Below are 22,500 nucleotides of genomic sequence, written 5' to 3' on the forward strand. Positions count from 1 at the left end.
GAAGGTAGACAGACTGCTGCGTGGACGCAAGCGTTTGCGCAAACGCTTGCCGGAAAGGATTGGCATGCCCCAGCCGAGATCATCGCGGCCGACCCAGCGGGACATCGCCGAGCTCGCCGGCGTCTCGATCACCACCGTTTCGCACGTCGTGAACGGGACCCGCGCGGTCGCCGAGGACACGAAGGCGGCCGTGCTGCGGGCGATCGAAACGACCGGCTACACCGGCGACGCCATCGCGCGCTCGCTGGTCACCGGCGGCACCCGGTCGATCGGGATGGCGATCTCCCTCGTGGCGAACCCGTACTTCGCGACGCTGATGCAGGCGATCGAGCGGGAGGCGTCGACCCACGGCTACACCGTGCTGCTCGCGGATACCCACGACACGGCGAACACGGAGCGTGACACGGTCCGGACGTTGCGCTCCCGCCGGGTCGACGGCCTGCTGATCACGCCGGCGCCGGGCGACGGCTCGGTGATCGGCGAGCTGGTCTCGCTGGACGTGCCGACGGTGCTGATCGACCGGCTGACCACCCGCGGCGACGTCGACCAGGTGGGCACGGAGAACATTCAGGCGACGTCGGCGCTGACCGCCCACCTGGCGACGCTCGGGCACCGGCGGATCGGGATGATCAGCGGCGCGCCCGGCCTGTCGACCAGCGAGGAGCGCGTGCTCGGCTACCGGCTCGGGCTCGGCCGGTCCGGGCTGACGTGGTCGGCCGACCTCGTGGCCTGCGGAAACTCGTCCCACGAGGGTGGCGCGCTGGCCGTCAGCCAGCTGCTCGCGCTGCCCGAGCCGCCGACGGCGCTGGTCGTCGGCAACGACAGCATGATGGTCGGGGTGCTGCACGAAGCGCGGCGGCGGGGCCTTCGCATCGGGCAAGATCTGCCGGTCGTGGTCTACGACGACGTCGAGTGGGCGGACCTGGTCGACCCGCCGCTGACGACGATGGCGCAGCCGATCGAGGAGATCGGGCGGCAGGCGGTGCGGCTGCTGCTCGCCCGCATCAACGACCCGGCGCGCAAGGCCGAAACCGTGCGGCTACCGCCCACGCTGCGTCACCGAGAGTCGTGTGGCTGCCCGGCGGTTCACTCACATCAGTGATTCTGGGGTGTTGACACCTCGACGGGCTCGTTCAGCGGCTACCTTTCGGCTGAGCGTCTGCGAGGGCTTTATGACGGCACTTTCGCCGGAGCTCCGGTTGTGGGACCCCCCGGTCACCTACCGGATCGGCGTCGCGATGGGTACGCGCGCGCACCCCTACTCGGGTGAGCTGCTGCGTTCCATCAGGGCGGCCGCCGCCCAGGCCGGCTGCGACGTGACGCTGGCCGACACCGGTGACAGCGTCAGCGAAGAGGCCGCGGTCGTCCGCGCGCTGCGGGCCGACCTCGTGGACGGCGTGCTGCTGGTCCCCTCACCCGGCGACGACGCGGTGATCAACGGCCTGGTCCGGATGGGCGTGCCGACGGTCCTGATGGACCGGCTCGCCGCCCGCAACGACGTCGACCAGGTGGGTACGGAGAACGTCCACGCCCTGTGCGGGCTGGTGAAGCACCTGACGGAGCGCCGCCACCGCAAGATCGGCCTGATCTCGGGCGACGAAAGCCTGGACGTCAGCCGCGAGCGCGTCCGTGGGTACCGCATGGGCCTGGAGCAGTCGGGCCTGCGCTGGGACCGCGAACTGGTGGAATCCGGCCTGTCGAACTCGGGCGGAGCCGCCCGCGCGACGGCCAAGCTCCTGGACGGCTGGCCCTCCCCGACGGCCCTGGTGGTCGCGGACGAGTCGATGCTGGTCGGCGTCCAGTACGAGGCCCACCGCCGCGGCATCCGCATCGGCTCGGAACTGGCGGTTGTCGGTTACGGCGACATGGACTGGGCCCGCCGGGTGAGCCCGGCGGTGACCACGCTGGTCCAGCCGATCGCCGATATCGGCCGCCGAGCGGTCCAGCTGCTGCTCTCCCGGATGGCGGACCCGGACCGGCCGCCGGAGTCGGTGCTGCTGACGCCTCGTTTCCTGCACGGCGCCTCCTGCGGATGCTGAGGCTGGCGCACACCGCGCAGCTGTCCGACGCCGAGCTGCTCGCGGCGCGCGCCCTGCTCGAAGGCGCGTTCAAGGACTTCGACCTCGCCGGCTGGGAGAACACGCTGGGCGGGATGCACGCGCTGACCTTCGACGGCGATGAGCTGGTCGGTCACGCCTCACTCGTGCAGCGACGTCTCCTGCACGGCGACCGCGTGCTGAACACCGGGTACGTCGAGGGCGTCGCCGTCCATCCCGACCATCGGCGGCGGGGGATCGCGAGCGCGTTGATGGCCGAGATGGAAGCGCTGCTGGGTGGGTACGAGGTGGGCGCGTTGAGCGCGTCCACGGCCGGAAGGCCGCTGTACGAGGGCCGCGGCTGGCAGCAGTGGCGCGGGCCGACGTTCTCCCTCACCCCGTCGGGAATCCAGCGCACCGCGGACGACGACGGCGCCGTCTACGTGTTCCCGGGCCGCGCCCCGCTGGACCTGGACGGGGAGCTAACCGCCGACTGGCGGGCCGGCGACGTCTGGTGACAGCGTCGCCGCTGCTTCCAGGAGCATCCAGCCGCCCACCTGGACCGACATGTCGCGCTCCGGGGCGTCCTCCGGCAGGGGCGACGGCGGCGCCGGGCGGTCCCAGAACGCGCTGAACACCGGGCCCTCCGACGCGCCCGACCAGCAGGCCTCGGCGGACGTCAGCACCAGGTCTCGCGCCACCGAAGCCTCGGGGCCGGGGAGAGAACCAGCCGCCAAAGCCAGGTAGCGCGCCAGGATCGCCGCGAACAGCCCGCCGTCGCCGCCGCTTTGGCCGCGGATGATGCCGCCCGGGGCGCAGTGTTCCGCCACCGCTCGGACCGTCCGGGCGGCTTCGTCCACTAAGGACAGTTCGAGGCACGCACCGAGGTAAACGCCTTGGCAGTACGTGTAGATGTGCTTCACCAGCTCGCCCGTGTCCGTCCGGATGCCGTCCCAGACCAGGCCCGTCGCGGGGTCCACCAGGGTCGTCGACAGCCAGTCCGTCATCTCGCGGGCGCGCGTGAGGTTGCCGGAGCGGGCGTGGAAGATCGCCGCCGGGCCGTTGGCCGGGGCGTTCTTGAACTCGTCGCCGACGCGCCACCAGATCCCGCCGCCCGCCGCCTCGGTCCAGCCCGACAGGAGCTGCGTGTCGATCGCCGCCAGTGCCGGGCCGACGTCGATACCCAAGGACGAAACCCGTTGCAGCGCAAGGCCGAGCCACGCGATGTCGTCGTAGAAGTCGTTCGTCCAGCGGCCGAAGTTGCGCAGCCGCACCGAACGCACGAACGACCGGATCAGCGTCAGCCGGGAAGCGGAGGGCGCGCGCAGCTGGGCGTCGATGAGCGTGTCCAGCAGGTGCGCCTGCCACCAGTAGTTCCAGTGCCAGTGCAGCCGCTGCCCCGGCGACGCCGGCCAGCCGCTGCGGCCGAGGACCGTGCCGGGCAGCCCCCACACCCGGCGCAGGTGCCGCGAGGTCACCGCGCGTTCGGCGGCTGCGACGTTCATGTCGCAATCCTGCCTTGCCCACCGACATACCGCTCGGTATGTTGAAAGACCCGACGGCCTGCGAGGTACTCATGACCACGGCACACGTCACCTGCCCGCTGTGCGAAGCGACCTGCGGGCTCGAGGTGACACTGGACGAGAACCAGCAGGTCACCCGCGTGACAGGTGACGAGAAGGACGTCTTCTCGAAGGGCTACATCTGCCCGAAGGGCGCGTCGCTCGGCGCCCTGCACCACGACCCCGATCGGCTGACCGCGCCGCTGCTCAAGCGCGACGGCGAGTTCGTCGAGGTCAGCTGGCAGGAGGCCTACGACGAGATCGACCGGCGGCTCCCGCCGATCGCGGAGAAGTACGGCCGCGACGCCGTCGCCGTGTACGCGGGCAACCCCGGCGTGCACAACATCGCGCTGACGCTCTACAGCCGCGTGCTCTACAAAGCCTTGGGCACCAAGAACTTCTACAGCGCGACGTCGGTCGACCAGATGCCGAAGCACTACTCCTCCGGCACCATGTTCGGTGACCCGCTCGCCATCCCGGTGCCCGACGTCGACCGCACGCGGCACCTGCTGATCCTCGGCGCGAACCCGCTGGTGTCCAACGGCAGCCTGATGACCGCGCCGGACATGCGCGGGCGGCTGCGCGGGATCCGCGAGCGCGGCGGCAAGATCGTGGTCGTCGACCCGCGCCGCACCCGCACCGCGCAGTACGCCGACGAGCACCACGCCATCCGCCCCGGCACCGACGCCTTCCTGCTGTTCGCCCTGGTCAACGTCCTGATCGCGGAGAACCGCGTCGCGCCCGGCCGCCTGAGCCAGCACCTCAACGGCCTCGACGACGTCCGCGAGCTGGCCCAGCCGTTCACCCCGGAGGCCGTCGCGTCGCACACCGGCATCGAGGCCGCCGAGATCCGCCGGATGGCCCTGGAGCTGGCCGACGCGGAGAACGCCGTGGTCTACGGCCGGATCGGCACCACCACCCAGGCGTTCGGCACGATCGCGAGCTGGCTGGTCGACGTCCTCAACGTGCTCACCGGCAACCTCGACGAGCCCGGCGGCGCGATGTTCCCGCTGGCCGCGTGCACGCCGACCGGCAACCGCAAGCCCTTCAAGGTCGGCCGCTGGCACAGCCGCGTGCGCGGCTACCCGGAGGTCGTCGGCGAGCTGCCGGTGGCGACGCTGGCCGACGAGATCGAGACGCCGGGCGACGGCCAGGTCCGCGCGCTGATCACCGTCAGCGGCAACCCGTGCCTGAGCACGCCGAACGCGGGTCGCCTGGCCGAGGCCATCAAGGGCCTCGACTTCATGATCTCCGTGGACGTCTACCTCAACGAGACGTCGCGCCAGGCCGACGTCATCCTGCCCGGGCCGTCACCGCTCGAGCGTCCGCACTTCGACCTGGCCTTCTACCAGCTTTCGGTGCGCAACATCGCCAACTGGACGCCGCCGACGCTCCCGTCGGAACTACCGCAGGAGTGGGAGACCATGCTGCGGCTCACCGGCATCGTCACCGGTCAGGGCCCCGAAGCGGACGTCGCCGCGCTCGACGACTTCGTCGCGGCCGAAACCGCGCGGCGGAACAAGGTCGAGCTCACCGGCGACCGCACCGGCCCCGCGCGGCTGGTCGACCTGATGCTGCGCAGCGGCCCGTACGACGTCACGCTGGCCGACCTCGAAGCGGCGCCGCACGGCATCGACTTCGGCGCGCTGAAGCCGCGGATCCCGGAGGTGCTGTGCACCGCGTCCGGCCGGATCGAGCTGGCGCCGCCGACGATCGTCGCGGACGTGCCTCGCCTGCGCGACGAGCTGGCCAGGCCCCTCGATGACGGCTTGGTGCTGATCGGCCGGCGGCACCTGAGCTCGAACAACTCGTGGATGCACAACCTCGCGCCGCTGGTCCGCGGCGGGAACCGCTGCACGGTCCAGGTCCACCCGGCGGACGCGACGCGCCTCGGCCTGACGGACGGCGGCCTCGCGTCGGTGACGTCCCGCGCCGGCAAACTCGAGGTCCCGGTGGAGGTGACCGACGAGGTCCGCCAGGGCGTGATCAGCATCCCCCACGGCTGGGGCCACGACGTCGACGGTTCACGCACCCGGGTGGCGAGCGCGAACCCGGGCGTCAACTCGAACCTGGTCGCCGACGAGACGCTGCTGGACGTGCCGTCCGGGACGTCGGTGCTGAACGGCATCCCGGTCGAGGTCGCGCCGGCCTGATCACCTTCCGTCGAAGACCACCGGTATTTCCTCGTCGATCACCACTTTCCAGCTGTCGGGCGGACCCTCGGTCAGCCAGGAGCACCGGACCCGCCCGGTCGTGTCCGACGGCGCCGCTGAGCAGCCGGAGTTGTCACGCAGCGAGGTCAGCAGGCCGCACCGGCAAAACCGCCGTGGAACCCGGTCACCAGGCCTGGGACAGGTCCGCGTGCTGCCGGACCCAGGCGTGCATCACGATGCCCGCCGCGACGCCCGCGTTGATCGAGCGGGTCGTCCCGAACTGGGCGATCGACACGACCAGGGACGCCGCTTCCTGCGCGACCGGCGACAACCCCGGCCCCTCCTGGCCGAACAGCAGCACGCAGTCGCGCGGGATGTCGGCCGTCTCGACCGGCTGGGACCCCGGGGTGTTGTCGACCGCCACCACCGCTAGCCCCTCCGTGGCGGCGAACTGCACCAAGCCCGTGACGTCGTCGTGGTGGCGGAGGTGCTGGTAGCGGTCGGTCACCATCGCGCCGCGGCGGTTCCAGCGGCGGCGGCCGACGATGTGGACCTCGGCGGCGGCGAAGGCGTTGGCCGTGCGGACCACCGTGCCGATGTTGTGGTCGTGCTGGAAGTTCTCGATGGCGACGTGGAACGGGTGCCGGCGGGCGTCCACATCGGACACGATCGCCTCGCGGCGCCAGTAGCGGTACTTGTCGACGACGTTGCGGCGGTCGCCGTCGCGCAGCAGATCCGGGTCGTACCGGTCGTCCGTGGGCCAGTCACCCGGCCAGGGGCCGACGCCGACCTCTTCACGGCTCACCCACTCGGTGGGCCCGACGTCGTGGGGTGTGCTCACGGCGTCGATTGTCGCCTAACCCAGGTGGACGGCGTGCGCGTGGGCGTCCTCGTGGTGGTCGCGGTGACGCCAGCGGTGGTACACGCCGACGTAGGAGTAGGCGACGACGGTGATAGCGACGATCCCGATCGCCGGCAGCCACGAACGCGGGAAGACCGTGTCGTAGAGGTAGTACGCGTTGAAGCCGCCGGGCAGGTCACCGAGGCCCTGCTGGTGGCGGAAGAAGTTCTCCAGCGCGGTGAACGGGCAGGGCACCGGCGCGACGTTCACGAGGACGCCCCACGCCGCGGCGAACATGTGGACGAAGATCAGCTTGGGCCAGCGCCACGCGACGAATCCGCCGAACCCGATCAGCAGAAGGGCGAGCATGTGCACCGCAACGGTCACGTCGGCCAGGAACTTGGCCACCGTCCACCCCCTTACCCCGATCCCCCTACCAGCGACTTTACTCCGCTGATCGGAATCGGCCTCCTCGAAGAATGCCCAGGCGTGTGATGTTCAACCCACCGGAGCAACTTCTTCACCTGGGCGGTGACGGAGGGGTCACACCGGGTGGGAATTCGGGTGGGCGTTTCGCCGGGTACTTCGTCGGTTCCTCGTGGGGGTACTGGTCCGGCGCGCCGTCCGGTTTCTTCCGGTTCGGATCGTTCGGGCGGTGCGGCTCACCGGGCGTCGACGGCTGCTCGTCCATCCGTCGACGGTAACCCCGATGGCCACCACCTCACCGAGCGCGAGCGCCCGATTTCGCCGTCAGCCGAACTTCGAGACGCACCGGCAGCTCGTCGACCTCCAGGGCCTGGCGCAGGCGCGGGACGGCGTGCTCGGCGATCCGGGCGCGGATCGCCCCGGCGTCCGCCTCGGCGTCGGTCGTGACGATCAGGAACAGTTCCGGCCGGTCCCGCGGCCCGCTGAGCCAGGCCGACGCCGACCGGACGCCGCCGTAGCCTTCGACGTCGGCCGCGACCGGGGCGGCGGCCGTCGCCGAATCCAGCTCCGTCGCGCCGTCGGCCTCCTCCGCCCGCCAGGCGACGGTCTTCGGCCGCCGGAACGCCTGGGCGGCCAGCCACCGCAGGCAGAGCAGCCCGAGCAGCACGGCGACCGCGATCGCCACGTAGAACACCCAGGTCGGCGGGGCCGTCGAGCCCGGGACCAGCGCCGACGCCGGGTCGAGGACGCGCAGCCGCCCGAAGTGGGTGGCCAGCGCGAACCCGCCGGCGGCGAGCAGCACCAGCCCGATCAGGGCGAGCAGGGTCCGGTTGAGCGCGGCGGGCCGGTTCATCGCACACCTCGCACGCGGACGCGGACGCGCGGTGGCCGCGCCAGGCCGACCTGGTCGAGCCGGGTTTCGAGAGCGGCGCTGACGGCGTCAGCCAGCCCGTCCGTACGCGTCCGGGCGGTCTTGACCTTCACCCGCACCGTGCGGCGGCGCAGCTTGAGCGCGGCGGACGAGACGCCGTCGACGTGCGCGGCGGTCGATCGCAGCGACGTCCGCAGGCCGTGGCGCGTGGTGCCGGTGTCGAACCCCGGCTCCGGCGCCAGCGGCAGCACCACCGGACGGCCACGCAGCACGGCCGTCGCCAGCAGCACGAACCCCACGAGAACCGCTGCCCCGCCCCCGACGAGCACGGGCAGTTCGTTCCAGGAGGTGTCGTGCACGCGGGCGGCGACCGCGTCGTAGGACAGCACCGGCGGCTCACCGAGCAGGCGCTGCACGAGCGCCGTCACGACGAACGCGCAGGCGGCCAACAGGACGAGCGCGGTGAGCACGGCGGGCACGCTCCGCCGCGGCCGCCTCATCGGACCCGCCGCTTCGGCGGCTCGACCGGCGGCAGCGCGATCGTGATGTCGACGCGCTGCGTGCGCAGGCCGGTCAGTTCGGCGGTACGGCCGAGCAGGTGGGCCCGGACCCGGTCGGCGGTGCCGTGGATCGGCGCCGGGTAGGCGACGGGCAGCCGGATGTCCAAAGTGGTCACATCTCCGTCCACAGTGGCCTTGGCGGTGACGTCGGCGGCGACGCCGTCGACCTCACGCGCGGCGCGGGCGGCGATGCGCCCGACCGCGCGCGGCTCCACGGTCGTCTCCCCGCGTTCTTCGTCTCCTTCGGCCGTCTCGACGTCGTCACGACGATGCCGCGCGGTGAGCGTGGACACGAGCTACCTCCGATCTCGGGCGGCCCCGACGAGGGCGGCCAGGTCGAGCTTGCCGTCGGCCCACCGGCCGACCAGGAGACCGAGCCCGCCGAGCACGAGCACGGCGACGAAGGCGCCGAACCCGCCGAACGCGGCCGCGAACCCCAGTGCCAGGCCGAAAAGCAGGCCGATCAGGGTGCCGTTCACGGTCAGAGCACCCGGTCGCTGGTGGCGGGCTCGTCGTCGTCGCCCGGGATGTGGACGTCGTTGACGTTGATGTTCACCTCGACGACCTCCAGCCCGGTCATCCGCTCGATCGCGGTGATCACGTTGCGCCGCACCGACCGCGCGAGGTCCGCGATCGCGACGCCGTACTCGACGAGGAGCTGGAGATCGACGGCGGCCTGCTTCTCGCCCACCTCGACCGAAACGCCCTGGCCGACGCTGGAGGACGCGCCGGGGATGCGGTCGCGCAACGCGCTCAGGGCGCGAGCGGCCCCGCCGCCACCGAGGTCGTACACGCCGCTGACCTCACGGGCGGCGAGACCGGCGATCTTCTGCACGACGGTGTCGGCGATGGTGGTGGTGCCCTGCTTCGAGACGAGCGCGCTGGTGGCGTCGTTCGCGGTGGTCACCACGGTCTTCTCGGCGGTCGCGGTCATGAGGTCCTCCTCGGATGTCCTGGGGAACAAGGCTTTCTGCCTGGTTCGTAGGTAAGGACACCGGGGATCGGGGATCGTCACTGCCACGATGGTGTGACGTGGGTCTCCCACGGGATCAGGCGAAGGCCGCGCCGTCGAGGTCGGTGACCACCAGCCGCAGCCGGGCCTTCTCCCACTCCGTGCCGGTCAGCACCGGGCGGACCGCCGCCACGGCCAGATCCAGCAACGGCGGGATCGGCAGCCGCGACGCGATCAGCCGGATCTGCACCACTTCCGGCGTCAGGTCGACGGCCATGCCTTCCCAGTCCACCGGGAGCCACGTCGTCTCCGGGGAAACCGGCGTCGCCGGGCGGAGGCCCGCCACGCCCTTGATCGCGCCGATGATCTTCTCGACCGCTTCGTTCGCGATCACCGCGTCGCCTTTTCGATGTCCATGATGGACACCGAAACCTCGTCGACGACCAGGCCGGTCTGCGCCGTGACGTACCGGCTGACCGCGCGCTGCACCGAACGTCCGACCGCCGCCGCCTGGTCGGCGCCCGACGCGATCAGGTCCACCTGGACGCTCAGCCGGCCGTCCGCCGTGCGGACGCGGACGCCGTCGGCCGGGGCCGGGTCGAGGCCCTTCCAGCGCTGACGCGCCGCGCGCGTCCACGCCGTCACCAGGCCTCGCAGCCCCGGCTCCAGCCGCACCACGCCCGGCGCGGTGACCGCCGCCCGGGCCGCCACGCTGGCGATCACCGGGTCCGCGATGACGTACTCCACAGTCATTCCCCTGGCTCCCCGACAGTGTCTTCCTCAAAGATGTCGTCCACCAGCAGGTCGAGCTTCGCCAGCGTCAGGCCCACCCGGGCCGCGGCCGCCGCGGTCACCCGCTCCCGCACCAGGGACAACGCTTCACCGCCCGTAGCGTTCCGCAAACTCACCGCAAGGGTGAGCTCGACTTCGACGACACCCGCGCCGTCGTTCCGGATGCGGCAGCGCCGGGCCCGGATGCCCACGACGGTGTCCGCCGCGTACCGCAGCACCGCCGCCACCGCCTGCTCGCTGATCTCGACCGTGCCGGGTTCCGGGGTCGGCAGCGGCAGCATCTGGCCGCGCCGCACCTCGGCCCGGACGGCCGACATGATCCGGCCGAACAGGTCCGGCGGCGGCGCGTCCTCCTCCGCCGCCATCTCGGACGTCGCCTCGCGCAACGCGAGCAGGCTCTCGCGCGCCGCGCGGCAGTGCGGGCAGGTCAGCTCGTGGTCGTCGGCCAGCCCGGCGCCAACCGCGTCCAGCCGCTCCCACACCTGCTCGACATCGCGTTCGCAGGGCAGTTCGTAGTCCGTCATCGCCATGGCTTCATCACCTCCGCCAGCTGTGCCCTGGCCCGCGCGATCCGGCCCCGCACCGCGGTGCCGTTCACGCCGACGATTTCGCCGATCTCCTCGTAGGACCGGCCGTGCACCTCACGCAGCAGCCAGCACGCCCGTTGTTCCGGGGTGAGCTGCGCCAAGGCCGTGTTCAACGCCGCGAGCTGGCCGCTCACCTGGGCGGCCCGCTCCGGCTGGAGGTCCCCGCGCGGCGACTCCGCCGTGTCGAGGTCGACGTCGGCCTGCGGCCGGCGCGCCCGGATGGCGTTCAGGCAGCGGTTCGTCGTGGCCCGGTAGAGCCAGCCGACGAACGCGGCGTCCTCGCCCAGCTGGTCGAGCTTGCGCCAGGCGTTGAGGAACACCTCCTGCACGACGTCCTCCGCGTCACCGCGGTTCGCGAGCATCTTCGCCGCGAGCCGGAACATCGGGCCCTGGTAGCGCAGCACGAGCTGTTCGTACGCCCGGACGTCGCCGTCCCGCGCGCGGCCCACCAGGGTCGCGTCGTCGAGCGGCGTGCCGGGATCCGCGCTGGTCGTCGTCACGGCACCTCCTCCACGGAAAGAGGACACCGGAGCTCGGGAAACGTCACGCACTGATTGTGGGTGACAGCCATCACTCGTGCGAGTCCGTGACGATCCGGCGCCGCCGTGGTCCTTCCGGCACCAGGCGCCCGACCGGGGCGCCGCAGTGAGGGAGGTGCCCCATGTCGCTGGGCGACAAGATCGGCAACAAGGTCGAGGACCTGGGCGGGAAGGCCAAGGAGGCCACCGGGAACGTCACCGGGGACGAGCAGCTGAAGGCCGAGGGCCAGGGCGACCAGGCGAAGGCCGGCCTGAAGGACGCGGTCGAGCACGTCAAGGACGCCGCGAAGGACCTCTTCAAGAAGTGACGCCGGGCCAGACGCGGGGCCGGCTCCCGGCCCCGCGTCAGCTCTTCAGGCCGAGGTCGTCCAGGCCCAGGATGTAGCGGTACGGCAGGCCTTCCTTCTCGATGGCCTCGCGCGCGCCGGTGTCGCGGTCGACGACCGTGACGACCCCGACGACGTCGGCGCCGGCCTCACGCAGGGCCTCGACCGCGGTGAGCACGCTGCCGCCGGTGGTGGAGGTGTCCTCGACGGCCAGCACCCGCTGCCCGCGGACCTCCATGCCCTCGATGCGCCGCTGCATCCCGTGCGCCTTGGTGTCCTTCCGGACGACGAACGCGTCGAGCACGACGTCGTCGTCCGCCGCGGAGTGCAGCATCGCCAGCGCGACCGGGTCGGCGCCGAGGGTGAGCCCGCCGGCCGCCACGTAGTCCCAGTCCGCCGTGAGCTGCCGCAGCAGCTTGCCGATCAACGGCGCGGCCGCGTGGTGCAGCGTCGCCCGCCGGAGATCGATGTAGTAGTCGGCTTCCTTGCCGGACGCCAGGGTCACTTTTCCGTGCACCACGGAGAGATCGGTGACCAGCCTGGCCAGTTCGAGTTTCGCCGCTTGATCCAGAACGGGGTTCGCCACGGCCGTGAGTCTTACACACGACCGGGTTCACTCCCCGATGGATGTGGCGTCGACCGCACGCCCGCGCGTCGCCGCCCAGGCCGGGACCAAGATCGCCACCAGGGCCAGCACCACGGCGATGGCCAGCACCGTCAGGTAGATCGCGATCGGCCCGGACGGCAGCACCGAACCGGTCACCACGAGGCAGAACGGGACGATCGCGCCGGCCGCCGTCGCCGTGCCGAGCAGGATCGCGATGGTCGCGATCAGCCCGCCTTCGACCCCGGCCATCCGCAGCACCTGGCCGCGGGTGAACCCGCTCAGCCGCTGCAGCCCGAACTCGCGGCGCCGCTTGCCGGTCGCCATCACCAGCGTGTTGACCACGGAGATCACGGTGTAGGCGATGATCATGCCGACGAGCAGGTAGTTGACCCAGGCACCGACCTCGTTGCCCTTCGCGTGCGCCGCGATCAGCACGGCCCGGTCGCCGACCTGGACCGGCAACCCCGCCGTCGCCTCGCGAAGGTGCGAAGTCAGCGTCACCGGGTCGACGCCGGGAGCGGCGCGCACCAGCAGCTGCGGGGCGAGCCCCATCGTCGTGTGCGGCGCCAGCAGCCCGGCGGGCAGGACGAGGTTCTCGAACCCGGCGCGCTGCCGCACGACGGCCCCCACCCGCACGTCCACCGGGGTGCCGTCACCGAGCCGCAGCGACAGCGTGTCGCCGACGTGGCGGCCGAGCGTGTCCGGCACCGTGATCGCGTTCCCGGTCAGCTCGCTGACGCCGATCGCCGGCCAGCCGTCCTTGTCCTGGTTCGAGTCGAACGGCTTCTCGATGAACACCGTGCTCGTGACGTACTCCGAGGCACTGGCAACCCCGGGGACCGAGCGGACCCGGTTCACCACCGACGGGTCGAGCCCGATCGGCGAGGCGACCACCGCGTCCGCGCGCAGGTCCTCGGTGTACGCCTGGTTCGAGACGGCCTCCTGGGTCGTCTGCAGGTAGATGTTGGCGGTCGCGATGCCGACCGCGAGCATGATCGGGGTGACCGCGCCGGCCGTCCGGACCGCGACGACCCGGGTGTTGAGCAGCGCGACCCGGCCGGTGACGCCGCTGATCGCCTGCACCGGCCAGCGCAGCAGGGTCGCCATCACCTTCGTGACGCCGGGGCTGATCGCCGCCAGGCCGAACGCCCACAGCATCACCGCCGGGCCCGACGTGCTGGCCGCGACCGGGCCGGTCATCACCGCGACCGTGACGATCGCCAGCGCCGTCCCGCCGCCGAAGCACAGGATCGCCGTGATCAGCCGGATCGGCGTGAGCCAGCGGCGTTCGACGGCGGCTTCGGCGAGCGCCTCGGTCGGCCGGACCTTCGACGCACGGCGGCCGGCGACGAAGGCCGCCGCGACAACGGCCAGCAGCGACGCGCCCGCGGCGACCGTCGCCGGCAGCCAGCCCTGCTCGAAGCGCAGCACGTCGGGGACGACGTGGTTGGCCGCGAGCTGGTCGAACAGCCACCGCCCGAGCACCGGGCCGAGCACGATCGCGGCCCCCACCGCGAGCAGCCCGACGACCAGCGCCTCGCCGAGCACCATCCGCCGCAGCTGGCGCGGGGTGGTGCCGATCGCGCGCAGCAGCGCGAGCTCACGCTGACGCTGCTGCGTCGAGAGCGAGAGCGTGCCCGCGACGACGAACACCATGACCATCGCCGACAGCCCGCCGGAGACCGCGGCCAGCACGATGAGGTTCTCGCCGCTCCGGCCGACCTCCGGGAACTCCAGGAGCCCGCGGTCGGTGCCGGTCGTGACCACGCCCGCGTCCCCGACCGCGGCCGTGACGGCGGCGACGTCGCCGCCGAAGACACCGATCGTGTCGAGCTCGCCCGGGTGCCCGGCCAGGCGTCCGGCGTCCTCGGTGCTGAAGAACACGGCCGAGTCCCGCATCGTTTGGGGCGCAGTGGCGACGCCGGAAACGCGGTACTGGCCGATCTCGCCGTGGGCGGCGACGGGCAGCGTGGCGCCGACGGAGATCCCCAGCCCGGCGTCGACGACGACCTCACCGGTCCGCGGCGCCTGACCCCGCAGCGAGTACGGCGTCAGCACGGCGGAGTCCCAGGCGTGCCCGAGCGCGCTCGCGGTGCCGATCTGCGCCGCGAAGCTGACCTCACCGACCACCTTGGTGACGCCGGGGACCGCGCGCAGGCGGCCGGCCAGCGCCGCGTCCAGCCGGACGCGCTCGGCCAGGGTCCCGTTCTCGAACTTGTGCTTGTCCTCGGGGTCGAGCGTCGCCGGGTCGTCCTTCGGCAGCTTGAGCGTCTGCTGCCCGCCGACGACGATCGGCGCCGCGGCCAGCCGCTGCACCGGCGTCTCGGACCGGATGCCCGACTCCATCAGGCCACCGCACGCCGAAACGATCAGCGCGCCGAAGAACACGGCGACGAACGTCGCCAGGAAGGCACCCTTGCGCTGGCGCAGGGTGCGCAGTGCGAGCTTGAACATCAGACCCGCACCGCCGCTCGGTCCCAGGCACCCAGGTGGGTCATCCGCTCGGCGACGGCCGCCGCGGTCGGCCGGGCCAGCCGGCCGGCGATCCGGCCGTCGGCCAGGAACACGACGTCGTCGGCGTAGGAGGCGGCGACCGGGTCATGCGTCACCATGATCACCGTCTGGCCCGAGGCCCGGACGGACTCGCGCAGCAGGCCCAGGACGTCGGCGGCGGTGCTGGTGTCGAGTGCGCCGGTCGGCTCGTCGGCGAACAGCACCGCCGGGTCGGTGACCAGGGCACGCGCGATCGCGACGCGCTGCTGCTGCCCGCCCGAGAGCTGCCCGGGCAGGTGCTTGCGGCGCCCGTCGAGCCCGACGTGCGCGAGGATCCGCTTGACGAGCCGCTTGTCCGGGCGCTTCCCGGCCAGCTGCAGCGGCAGGACGACGTTCTGCTCGACCGTGAGCGCCGGGAGCAGGTTGAACGCCTGGAACACGAAGCCGACGCGGTCGCGCCGCAGCTTGGTCAGGTAGGTCTCGCTCTTGCCCTCGAGGTCCTGGCCGTCGAGCAGGACCCGGCCCGACGTCGGCCGGTCGAGGCCGGCCGCGCAGTGCAGGAACGTGCTCTTGCCCGAGCCGGACGGGCCCATCACGGCCGTGAAACCGCCGCGCGGGAAGGAGATCGAGACCCCGTCCAGCGCGACCACGCCTTCGCCGTACTCCTTGCGCACGGCCTCGAGCCGGACCGCGTCGGCTGCCTCGTGCCACCCAGTTGTCATGGGAAGAACGCTAGGCGGGTACCGCCCGGACCTCCCTGGTGCTGACGCGCGTTTCGAGGGTGGGGACAGCCCTACTCAGGTGCGGCCCTTGCCGCCGAAGCCACCGCTGATCTTGCGCAGCACGGCGCGCGGCAGCAGCCCGCCGATCGCGACGACGGCCTTGTACTGCAGGCTCGGCACCGAGATCACCTTGCCGCGGCGCAGGTCGGCGAGCGCCTCGGTGACCACCTGTTCGACACCCAGCCAGGCGATTTTCGGTCCCGGTTTGCCGATGCCGGCCCGCTCGTGGAACTCGGTCGCGGTGAAACCCGGGCACAGGGCCATCATCCGGACGCCCTTCGGCAGCGACGCGGCGATGCCTTCGGTGAACGACGTGACCCAGTTCTTGCTCGCGGTGTAGGTCGAACCGCGGCCGCTGAAGAAGCCCGCGACGCTGCTGACCTGGATGACGTCACCCCGGCCGCGCTCGACCATGCCCGGCAGCACCGCCCGGGTCAGCCGCAGGACGGCGGTGACGTTGACGTCGAGCTGGCGCTGCAGCGCGTCCGGCGAGACGGTCCAGAAGTCGCCGCCCAGGCCGAACCCGGCGTTGTTCACGAGCAGGTCGATCGGGCCGGCGGCGAGCCGGTCCTCGACGGCCGCTCGTCCGTCCACTTCGGACAGATCGGCGGGCAGCACCTCGACGGCGACGCCGTGGCGTTCCCGCAGTTCGGCGGCGTAGGCCTCCAGTCGCGCGGCGTCGCGGGCGACGAGCACCAGGTCGTACTTCTCGGCGGCGAGCGTGCGCGCGAACTGCGCGCCGATGCCCGCGGTGGCTCCGGTGATCACGGCGGTGTGCTGTCCGGGGCTTCGCCCCGGGCCGGGGGCTCCGCCTCCCGGACCCCCGGCAAAGAAGCTGGTGGTGGTCATGTGGGTGAACCATACCCGCTGGTCAGGGCCCGAGGTGCAGCCGTTTGGCGCCCGGGTTATCGTCCCGATCATGGGTAAGCACAGCAGGCGCAAGAGCGGCTATCTGCCCAGGGTCGCCGCCGGCGCGGCACCCGTCGCCCTCTTCTTCGCCGCCCCCGTTTCGGCGTTCGCCGCCCAGTCCGACCTGACGCTGCCGCTCGACCGGATCTCCCTCCCGGTCGACCACCGGCACGCCGGTGCCCTCGACGCCGAACCGGTCTACGCCGGCCGCCGGGACGTCGTCACCAAGGAACTCGGCGACGCCCGGGTGGCCGCCGACCTCGCGGAAGCCGCGAGCTTCGGCCCGGCCGGCGCGTCCGTGGCCCGGTTGGGCCAGCACGACCTGCGGGTCGGCCAGGTCGCCGTGACCACGGGCAACGAGCAGCGCCTGGCCGGCACGAGCTCACCCACCCGGCTCGGGACGGGCGAGAGCACGCACCACGGCGTCTTGCTGGGCCACGGCGTCGACGTGCTGAGCGAGAACGCCGAGCAGGTCGACTCGGGGCTCTTCACCGCGGACCTGACGGGCGGGATCGCCGCGCGCCGCTCGTCCGGGCAGGCCGTCGACCTCGGCCGGCTGGGCGCGGTCGGCACGTCGTCCGAGCAGCACGTCACGGGACGGCTCTCCGGCGTCCTCGACGTGGGGCAGAAGCACGAACTGGGTGGTCAGCTGGGCCCGGCGTCAGGCCTGGTGAAGACGTCCCAGAGCCTTCAGTCGGGCTCGATCAGCGGTGACTTCGGTGTCGACCGCGTCGTCCACGTCCAAGGTGGCGCGACGTCGGTGCGCGGCACCCTGAACCCGTCGACGCACGTGAGCGTGCTGGACCAGCCGGTGCTCTAGTCCTGCGGCGGCTGGTCCGCGGGCGGCTGCTGCACCGGCGTCCCGGCGGCCGGGGTGCCCGGTGCGGACCCCGCGGCGGGGATCGGCGCGCTCGCCTGGTGGCGGCCGGCCTCGTAGTCCTCGTCGAACGGGTCGACGATGTCGGCGATCTCGCCGAGGTCGCGCAGCAGCCGCTCGAGCCGGGACGGGCCGGCGGTCGGCACGACGCTGGCCAGCACCCACTCGTTCTCCAGCCACGCCACGCCGACGTCGCCGCCGAGCTGGTCCGCGGCGTCGACGAGCTCCTGGGTGATCACGGCACGGGCGCCGTCGGCGTCGTCCGCGAAGGCGTAACGGGAACCGATCGGGCCGAGCATCTCGGGCATGTCGGCGCGCTGGAACGGCACGCTGGACAGCCACATCTCGATCGGGATCCGGTGCTTCTTGTTGCAGCGCACGGCGACGACGACGGCCGGGATCTGCCCCTCGGTCTCGATGTCGAAGATGAACACGGGCCGCCGGCCGTCGGAGGTGAAGGTCGAGCCCGCGACGACGTTCACGGCGGCGTCCGCGCCGAAGTAGCCGATCGCGCCGTTGGACCACTGCTGCGGCAGCCGCTCGTCCTCTTCGACGAACTGCCAGCCGCGCAACTGAGCCCAGCGCATGCGCTCGCGGTTGCGCGAACCCTCCTTCGCCCGGTCGGCAGCGAGCAGCCCGAGGCCCGCCACCAGGGCGACGGCCGCGATGACGAACCAGATCCACGCCGGAATACCCACGACGGTGAGGGTATCGCCTGCTACGCCGAAGAGATGAGCGCCGGTACCCGTGTCGCCGCGCCCGTTCGGAGCATTTCCCGGCTGCTACGTCGACAAATCGCTTAATCGCACGATTCGGCCAGGGCTGCAAGACAGACGAAGAACGTGGCGCGGTCGGCCTTTCCGAGCGGTTCGACCAGCTGAGCGCGCCCGGCAGCGGCGGGCACCGGCCGGACCTGGGCGACTTCCGCGCGCCCGGCGCCGGTGACGACGACGCCGTCGACCAGCGGGCGCGTCACCAGGCCGCGCTGCCGGACTGATCCGGCGGAGGTTCACCGTCTACTTGGGAGCGCGTGGGGTCGGCCGGCCGCAAACTCCCCCGCCCGTCCCTGGGGGGCGTCCCCGAGTCCAGTCTATCGGCGCCGGCCGACAGGACCCGCCGCGAAGGCGGGTTCGGCTCGAGTTGTCCACATGTGCGCGGAGCCTGTGGAAGCAGCGGCAAAACCGCCTGCCCGTGGACACGAAGATCAAGGTGAACGGCCATCCGGCCGGCCACTGTGGACGAAAACGGGCCAACCGGCGCCGTCTGCGAAGACGAACGCCGGTTGGCCTGGTGACTCAGACGCGGGTGACGGTCAGTGCGTCGCCCGCCTCGATGTCCGGGATGTCGACCCGGACCGTGTCGCCGTCGCGGACCTCGCCCGACAGCAGCTCCTTCGCCAGCTTGTCGCCGATCGCCGACTGGACCAGCCGCCGGAGCGGGCGGGCGCCGTAGATCGGGTCGAAGCCGTTGAGCGCGAGCCACTCGCGGGCGCCGTCGGTGACCTCCAGGTGCAGCCGGCGCTGGGCCAGCCGCGCGGCCAGCCGGGCCACCTGGATGTCCACAATGGACGTCAGTTGTTCGGTGCCGAGCGAGTGGAACACGACGATGTCGTCGAGCCGGTTGAGGAACTCCGGCTTGAACTGCCGCTGCACCACGCCCAGCACCGCGTCCCGCCGCTGGCGTTCGTCCAGCGAAGGGTCGGCGATGGCCTGCGAACCGAGGTTCGAGGTCAGGATCAGGATGGTGTTCCGGAAGTCCACCGTCCGGCCCTGGCCGTCGGTCAACCGCCCGTCGTCGAGGACCTGCAGCAGCACGTCGAAGACGTCCGGGTGGGCCTTCTCGACCTCGTCGAGCAGCACCACCGAGTACGGCCGGCGCCGGACGGCTTCGGTCAGCTGCCCGCCCTGGTCGTACCCGACGTACCCCGGCGGGGCCCCGACCAGGCGCGCCACCGAGTGCTTCTCGGCGTACTCGCTCATGTCGATCCGCTGGATCGCCCGCTCGTCGTCGAACAGGAACTCAGCCAGCGCCTTGGCCAGCTCGGTCTTGCCGACGCCGGTCGGGCCGAGGAACAGGAACGAACCGGTCGGCCGGTCCGGGTCGGCGACGCCGGCCCGGGCGCGGCGCACCGCGTCCGCCACGACCTGCACGGCCTCGGACTGCCCGATGACACGACGGCCCAGCTCCTCCTCCATCCGGAGCAGCTTGCCGGTCTCGCCTTCGAGAAGGCGTCCGGCCGGGATGCCGGTCCACGCCGCCACGACGTCCGCGACGTCGTCCGCGCCGACCTCTTCCTTGAGCATCACGTTCTGCTGGCTGACCTCGTTCGCCGCGGTGGCCGCTTCGAACTCCTTCTCCAGCGCCGGGATCCGGCCGTAGCGCAGCTCGGCGGCCTTGCCCAGGTCACCGTCGCGCTCGGCGCGCTCGGACTCGCCGCGCAGCTGTTCCAGCTGCTCCTTGAGCTCGCGGACCTTCTCGATGGAGCCCTTCTCGTTCTGCCAGCGCGCGGTCAGCGCGGTCAGCGTCTCGCGCTTCTCGGCCAGCTCGGCGCGCAACGCGCTGAGCCGGTCCTTCGAAGCCGCGTCGCTCTCCTTGGCGAGCGCCATCTCCTCGATCTCGAGACGACGCACGGCGCGTTCGACCTCGTCGATCTCCACCGGCCGCGAGTCGATCTCCATGCGCAGCTTGGACGCGGCCTCGTCGACCAGGTCGATGGCCTTGTCCGGCAGGAAGCGCGCGGTGATGTAGCGGTCGGACAGCGTCGCGGCGGCGACCAGCGCGGCGTCCGTGATCCGGACACCGTGGTGCACCTCGTAACGCTCCTTCAGCCCGCGAAGGATCGCGATGGTGTCCTCGGGCGACGGCTCGCCGACCAGCACCTGCTGGAAGCGCCGCTCCAGGGCGGCGTCCTTCTCGATGTGCTGGCGGTACTCGTCGAGCGTGGTCGCGCCGACCATCCGCAGCTCACCGCGGGCGAGCATCGGCTTGATCATGTTGCCGGCGTCCATCGCGCCCTCACCGGTCGCGCCGGCGCCGACGATCGTGTGCAGCTCGTCGATGAAGGTGACGACCTCGCCCGCGGAGTCGGTGATCTCCTTGAGCACGGCCTTCAGCCGCTCTTCGAACTCGCCGCGGAACTTGGCGCCGGCCACCATCGACCCGAGGTCAAGGGCGACGACGCGCTTGCCGCGCAGCGATTCCGGCACGTCACCGGCGATGATCCGCTGGGCCAGGCCCTCGACGATCGCCGTCTTGCCGACGCCGGGCTCGCCGATCAGGACCGGGTTGTTCTTGGTGCGCCGCGACAGCACCTGCACGACGCGGCGGATCTCGGTGTCCCGGCCGATGACCGGGTCGAGTTCGCCGGCGCGGGCGCGCGCGGTGAGGTCGACGCCGTACTTCTCCAGCGCCTTGAACGTGCTCTCCGGGTCCGCACTCGTGATCCGCGCCGAGCCGCGGACCTTGGCGAACGCCTCCTGCAGCGCGTCCGGCGTGGCGCCGTGGCGCTTGAGCAGGTCGGCCACCTGGCCGCCTTCGGTGGCGAGCCCGACCAGCAGGTGCTCGGTCGAGACGTACTCGTCGCCCAGCTCGGTCGCCAGCTTCTGGGCGTGCGTCAGCGACTTGACGGCGAAGCTGTCGAACTGCGGGCTCGACACCGTCGCGCCGGTCGCCGACGGCAGGGCCGCGATGATCGGCTCGAGCTCCTTGTGCACCACCCCGGGGTCGGCCCCGACCGCGGTCAGCAGCGGCGCGGTCAGCCCTTCACCCTGCGCCAGCAGGGCGCCCAGCAGGTGGGCGGCCGAAACGTGCGGGTTGCCGGCCATCGTGGCCGCCTGCGCCGCGGACGAGATCGCCTGCTGGGTCTTCGTGGTCGGGTTGAAAGCGTCCATCCCTCACCTCATGCTCGATAACTCAAAAGTCCAGGTGACAGGCCTGACCGTGACCTGACACTACCTCTAACGCACAAAGACTTGAGTCTGTTCCGCTCAACTTTGACCGGGTGCGACCGCGTCCGCCGGCAACCGGGGCGCGAGCGTCCCGAGCCCGGCGACGGCGAGCCCGGCGCACACCCCGACCAGCACCCAGGGTAACCAGTCGGCGACCGAGAACAACGCCACCACGGCGGGCGCCAGGACCTGCGCCATGGTGAACGCGTACTGGTACGCAGCGAGATAACGCCCACGGGCGTCCGGAGGTGCCGCGGCCTCGGCCAACGCCCCCGAACGCGGCCCGAAGACCAGGTCGCCGGCGGCGAACACCAGCGTCGACGCCAGCAGGTACACCACCCGCCAGCCCTCGGGGACGAGCAGCACCCCCAGGCTGACCACGCACCACGCGGCGAACAACGCCGAGCCGGCCCGCATCGCGCCGATCCGGGTCAGCTTCGCCGTGAGCCGCAGCGCGAGCGTGCCACCGACGCTCGTCAGCACGGTGAGCAGGGCGAGGATCGCGCCGGGCAGCCAGGCCGGCCCGTGCAGCCGGTCGAGCACGAACACCGGGGTGCCGATCAGGAAGAAGTCGAGTGAGAGCCCGAACAGCCCGCTGAAGACGATCAACGCGAGGTAGGGCCGGTTGCGCAGCACCCGCGCGCGCCGTTCGCAGTCCAGCCGATGCGGCCGGACGAGCCGGACGAAGAAGCCGAGGATGCCCGCGGCGACGACGAACGTGCAGACGTCCAGGACCAGCGCGACCTGGTACCCCTCGGTGCCCCGCCAGGTCAGCAGCACCCCCGCCACGAGACCGCCCAGGCCGAAACAGCCGGCCCGCACCATCCCCACCTCGGCGAACGGCCGATCCTTCGGGACGTCCCCCGCGACGTCGGCGATGAGCACGAACAGGGCGCTGTAGAACAGCTGCTGCCCGGCGGCGAGCAGGACCGCGGCGAGCACCACGGTCCCGGCGCCGTCGGCGAAGAGGTACGCGGTCGCACCGGCGGCCTGCAGCAGCTGGGCGCCGATGACCACCGCGCGCGGCCCGACGCGGTCGACGAGCCGGCCGGCCAGCGGCGGCACCACGAGCCCGCCGACCGTGCCGAGGGTGACGGCGGTACCCGCCACCGCGAGCGGCACGTCGACCACCTGGGTCACGTAGACCAAGGCGAGCGGGAGGAACAGACCTGAGCCGAAGTTGTCGATCCCCAACGCGCACAGCAGTGCGACCCGGCTACGCGTCACAAAACGACGTTAG

26 protein-coding genes are annotated in these 22,500 nt (G+C 71.9%); 6 read left to right on the forward strand and 20 right to left on the reverse strand.

What is annotated here, in order from left to right; genetic code table 11:
• Window positions 1-64 precede the first annotated feature (64 nt).
• The 3 genes from ACGFMK_RS08615 (at window position 65) to ACGFMK_RS08625 (ending at window position 2,554) form a co-directional block, all read left to right on the forward strand.
• Window positions 65-1,102, forward strand: coding sequence for a LacI family DNA-binding transcriptional regulator (locus ACGFMK_RS08615; RefSeq protein ID WP_392759700.1), 1,038 nt, complete (start codon window positions 65-67; stop codon window positions 1,100-1,102).
• Between the two features lie 70 nt (window positions 1,103-1,172).
• Window positions 1,173-2,039 carry a LacI family DNA-binding transcriptional regulator gene (locus tag ACGFMK_RS08620; RefSeq protein ID WP_392759702.1) on the forward strand — a complete coding sequence of 289 codons (867 nt, stop codon included), beginning with the start codon at window positions 1,173-1,175 and terminating at the stop codon, window positions 2,037-2,039.
• On the forward strand, window positions 2,033-2,554 hold the full coding sequence (locus tag ACGFMK_RS08625; RefSeq protein WP_392759704.1) for a GNAT family N-acetyltransferase: 522 nt from the start codon (window positions 2,033-2,035) through the stop codon (window positions 2,552-2,554). The genes ACGFMK_RS08620 and ACGFMK_RS08625 overlap by 7 nt, the downstream gene beginning before the upstream one ends.
• Here the strand turns inward: ACGFMK_RS08625 and ACGFMK_RS08630 are convergent.
• Window positions 2,519-3,541, reverse strand: coding sequence for a glycoside hydrolase family 76 protein (locus tag ACGFMK_RS08630; RefSeq protein ID WP_392759706.1), 1,023 nt, complete (start codon window positions 3,539-3,541; stop codon window positions 2,519-2,521). The genes ACGFMK_RS08625 and ACGFMK_RS08630 overlap by 36 nt on opposite strands.
• A gap of 71 nt (window positions 3,542-3,612) precedes the next feature.
• Between ACGFMK_RS08630 and ACGFMK_RS08635 the strand changes: the two genes are divergently transcribed.
• The gene (locus tag ACGFMK_RS08635) at window positions 3,613-5,751 is read left to right on the forward strand and encodes a molybdopterin-dependent oxidoreductase (RefSeq protein ID WP_392759708.1); all 2,139 of its coding nucleotides are present in this window, start codon (window positions 3,613-3,615) and stop codon (window positions 5,749-5,751) included.
• Window positions 5,752-5,935: 184 nt separating this feature from the next.
• Here the strand turns inward: ACGFMK_RS08635 and ACGFMK_RS08640 are convergent, their stop codons facing one another.
• The 11 genes from ACGFMK_RS08640 to ACGFMK_RS08690 form a co-directional block, all read right to left on the reverse strand.
• Window positions 5,936-6,592, reverse strand: coding sequence for a TrmH family RNA methyltransferase (locus tag ACGFMK_RS08640; protein ID WP_392759711.1), 657 nt, complete (start codon window positions 6,590-6,592; stop codon window positions 5,936-5,938).
• 15 nt (window positions 6,593-6,607) lie between these two features.
• Window positions 6,608-7,000: a DUF2784 domain-containing protein gene (locus ACGFMK_RS08645; protein WP_392759713.1), complete on the reverse strand. Its 393-nt coding sequence runs from the start codon at window positions 6,998-7,000 to the stop codon at window positions 6,608-6,610.
• Window positions 7,001-7,313: 313 nt separating this feature from the next.
• The gene (locus ACGFMK_RS08650; RefSeq protein WP_392759715.1) at window positions 7,314-7,871 is read right to left on the reverse strand and encodes an alkaline shock response membrane anchor protein AmaP; all 558 of its coding nucleotides are present in this window, start codon (window positions 7,869-7,871) and stop codon (window positions 7,314-7,316) included.
• Window positions 7,868-8,359 (reverse strand): DUF6286 domain-containing protein, encoded by a 492-nt coding sequence (locus ACGFMK_RS08655; protein WP_392759717.1) that lies wholly within the window; start codon window positions 8,357-8,359, stop codon window positions 7,868-7,870. Before ACGFMK_RS08655 ends, ACGFMK_RS08650 begins: the two co-directional genes overlap by 4 nt.
• 26 nt (window positions 8,360-8,385) lie before the next feature.
• On the reverse strand, window positions 8,386-8,742 hold the full coding sequence (locus ACGFMK_RS08660) for an Asp23/Gls24 family envelope stress response protein (RefSeq protein ID WP_392759719.1): 357 nt from the start codon (window positions 8,740-8,742) through the stop codon (window positions 8,386-8,388).
• A gap of 3 nt (window positions 8,743-8,745) precedes the next feature.
• The gene (locus ACGFMK_RS08665) at window positions 8,746-8,928 is read right to left on the reverse strand and encodes a hypothetical protein (protein ID WP_323324842.1); all 183 of its coding nucleotides are present in this window, start codon (window positions 8,926-8,928) and stop codon (window positions 8,746-8,748) included.
• Window positions 8,929-8,930: 2 nt separating this feature from the next.
• A complete protein-coding gene (locus ACGFMK_RS08670) occupies window positions 8,931-9,383 on the reverse strand; it encodes an Asp23/Gls24 family envelope stress response protein (RefSeq protein ID WP_392759721.1) in 453 nt (150 codons plus the stop codon).
• Between the two features lie 115 nt (window positions 9,384-9,498).
• Window positions 9,499-9,795, reverse strand: a complete 297-nt coding sequence (locus ACGFMK_RS08675; RefSeq protein ID WP_392759723.1) for a hypothetical protein — start codon at window positions 9,793-9,795, stop codon at window positions 9,499-9,501.
• Window positions 9,792-10,154: an Asp23/Gls24 family envelope stress response protein gene (locus ACGFMK_RS08680; protein WP_392759725.1), complete on the reverse strand. Its 363-nt coding sequence runs from the start codon at window positions 10,152-10,154 to the stop codon at window positions 9,792-9,794. Before ACGFMK_RS08680 ends, ACGFMK_RS08675 begins: the two co-directional genes overlap by 4 nt.
• A complete protein-coding gene (locus ACGFMK_RS08685) occupies window positions 10,151-10,723 on the reverse strand; it encodes an Asp23/Gls24 family envelope stress response protein (protein ID WP_392759726.1) in 573 nt (190 codons plus the stop codon). The genes ACGFMK_RS08680 and ACGFMK_RS08685 overlap by 4 nt, the downstream gene beginning before the upstream one ends.
• Window positions 10,714-11,280, reverse strand: a complete 567-nt coding sequence (locus ACGFMK_RS08690; protein ID WP_323324852.1) for a sigma-70 family RNA polymerase sigma factor — start codon at window positions 11,278-11,280, stop codon at window positions 10,714-10,716. Before ACGFMK_RS08690 ends, ACGFMK_RS08685 begins: the two co-directional genes overlap by 10 nt.
• A 161-nt stretch (window positions 11,281-11,441) precedes the next feature.
• Here ACGFMK_RS08690 and ACGFMK_RS08695 point away from each other — a divergent pair, with 161 nt between their 5' ends.
• The gene (locus ACGFMK_RS08695) at window positions 11,442-11,627 is read left to right on the forward strand and encodes a CsbD family protein (protein WP_392759729.1); all 186 of its coding nucleotides are present in this window, start codon (window positions 11,442-11,444) and stop codon (window positions 11,625-11,627) included.
• Between the two features lie 37 nt (window positions 11,628-11,664).
• On the opposite strand, the gene pyrE is transcribed toward ACGFMK_RS08695, so the two are convergent.
• From pyrE to ACGFMK_RS08715, 4 genes are all read right to left on the reverse strand, one after another.
• Window positions 11,665-12,231 carry an orotate phosphoribosyltransferase gene (gene pyrE, locus ACGFMK_RS08700; protein ID WP_392759731.1) on the reverse strand — a complete coding sequence of 189 codons (567 nt, stop codon included), beginning with the start codon at window positions 12,229-12,231 and terminating at the stop codon, window positions 11,665-11,667.
• Between the two features lie 27 nt (window positions 12,232-12,258).
• The gene (locus ACGFMK_RS08705; protein ID WP_392759733.1) at window positions 12,259-14,706 is read right to left on the reverse strand and encodes an ABC transporter permease; all 2,448 of its coding nucleotides are present in this window, start codon (window positions 14,704-14,706) and stop codon (window positions 12,259-12,261) included.
• Window positions 14,706-15,467 (reverse strand): ABC transporter ATP-binding protein, encoded by a 762-nt coding sequence (locus ACGFMK_RS08710; RefSeq protein ID WP_323324860.1) that lies wholly within the window; start codon window positions 15,465-15,467, stop codon window positions 14,706-14,708. Before ACGFMK_RS08710 ends, ACGFMK_RS08705 begins: the two co-directional genes overlap by 1 nt.
• Before the next feature lie 75 nt (window positions 15,468-15,542).
• On the reverse strand, window positions 15,543-16,376 hold the full coding sequence (locus ACGFMK_RS08715; protein WP_392759736.1) for an SDR family NAD(P)-dependent oxidoreductase: 834 nt from the start codon (window positions 16,374-16,376) through the stop codon (window positions 15,543-15,545).
• 70 nt (window positions 16,377-16,446) lie between these two features.
• On the opposite strand from ACGFMK_RS08715, the gene ACGFMK_RS08720 reads away from it, so the two are divergent.
• Window positions 16,447-17,256, forward strand: a complete 810-nt coding sequence (locus ACGFMK_RS08720) for a hypothetical protein (RefSeq protein WP_392759738.1) — start codon at window positions 16,447-16,449, stop codon at window positions 17,254-17,256.
• Here the strand turns inward: ACGFMK_RS08720 and ACGFMK_RS08725 are convergent.
• From ACGFMK_RS08725 to ACGFMK_RS08740, 4 genes are all read right to left on the reverse strand, one after another.
• Window positions 17,253-18,011 carry a hypothetical protein gene (locus ACGFMK_RS08725; protein WP_392759740.1) on the reverse strand — a complete coding sequence of 253 codons (759 nt, stop codon included), beginning with the start codon at window positions 18,009-18,011 and terminating at the stop codon, window positions 17,253-17,255. The two genes, ACGFMK_RS08720 and ACGFMK_RS08725, sit on opposite strands and share 4 nt — an antisense overlap.
• Before the next feature lie 101 nt (window positions 18,012-18,112).
• The gene (locus ACGFMK_RS08730) at window positions 18,113-18,289 is read right to left on the reverse strand and encodes a hypothetical protein (RefSeq protein ID WP_392759742.1); all 177 of its coding nucleotides are present in this window, start codon (window positions 18,287-18,289) and stop codon (window positions 18,113-18,115) included.
• Between the two features lie 319 nt (window positions 18,290-18,608).
• Complete coding sequence (clpB, locus tag ACGFMK_RS08735) at window positions 18,609-21,203, reverse strand: ATP-dependent chaperone ClpB (RefSeq protein ID WP_392759744.1); 2,595 nt, start codon at window positions 21,201-21,203, stop codon at window positions 18,609-18,611.
• A gap of 96 nt (window positions 21,204-21,299) precedes the next feature.
• Window positions 21,300-22,487 carry an MFS transporter gene (locus tag ACGFMK_RS08740; protein WP_392759746.1) on the reverse strand — a complete coding sequence of 396 codons (1,188 nt, stop codon included), beginning with the start codon at window positions 22,485-22,487 and terminating at the stop codon, window positions 21,300-21,302.
• Window positions 22,488-22,500: the final 13 nt, after the last annotated feature.

The sequence above is a fragment of the Amycolatopsis sp. NPDC049252 genome (assembly GCF_043197175.1).
Taxonomy (GTDB): Bacteria; Actinomycetota; Actinomycetes; order Mycobacteriales; family Pseudonocardiaceae; genus Amycolatopsis.